This window comes from Pseudomonas weihenstephanensis (assembly GCF_001043055.1).
Taxonomy (GTDB): domain Bacteria; phylum Pseudomonadota; class Gammaproteobacteria; order Pseudomonadales; family Pseudomonadaceae; genus Aquipseudomonas; species Aquipseudomonas weihenstephanensis.
The window spans coordinates 1-703 of record NZ_JYLF01000029.1; the positions used below are offsets into that span (position 1 = coordinate 1).

Genomic DNA, 703 nt, shown 5'->3' on the forward strand with positions numbered 1-703 from the left:
TCGCCGTGGCGAACGTAGGTTTCCCTGCGTTCGAAGCCTCGGCAGAGGAGTAAGGAGTTGTCAGTGACGCGGACCAGCGTCAGGTTTTCGATGGCGTCGTAGTGCGCTTCGCCGACGGGTTTCAGGGTGTACTTGTGGTCGCGCCCATCCGCGTCGTGAAACACCAGACCCTTGTCGTGCAGGTCAAAACGGGTGGTGAATTCGTTGATCCAGCGGGCGCCCAGACTTCCATGATCGTATGACGCCAGCCGTGAGTAGTAAGTGCGCGTCCAGTTGATGGGAAAGGGGCCGGGCAAGCTGAAATCGGTATGACTGAATGTCTCTGATCCCACAGCAAAGCTAATACTGTTGCCTGTGATCGGACAGACAACGTTTTTCTTACAGTTCGGAGTGCCTTCGGCAACAGCCTGTTTCTCTATAGATTCAACCTCACCCTCAGCCGCCGTTTTCTTAGCCTGGTTGGTCTCCTTGGGTTTAACACTTGTGCCTTGCCCGGAGGGATTGCGTTTACGCCACAAAGCACTCGCGCTGGACAATATAAGCAGCAGCCAGCCAATCGAGTATTCAACGTCTTCGGCGGTGAGTTTGTTCAGTTGCGTGCGCAGCTCTGGCCCCATGGCCCGCAGTTGAGCGGTGTGGGTCAGGACCGACTGCTTGATGTCGTCGGGCAGCAGGTGCTGCGTGGCGCTGTTGGCCATGCCTT

Annotated in this window: 1 protein-coding gene; it reads right to left on the reverse strand. The window is 56.8% G+C overall.

The window, feature by feature from the left end; genetic code table 11:
* On the reverse strand, positions 1-703 hold a 703-nt coding region (locus TU86_RS22065), incomplete at both ends, for a DUF6531 domain-containing protein (protein WP_048366450.1).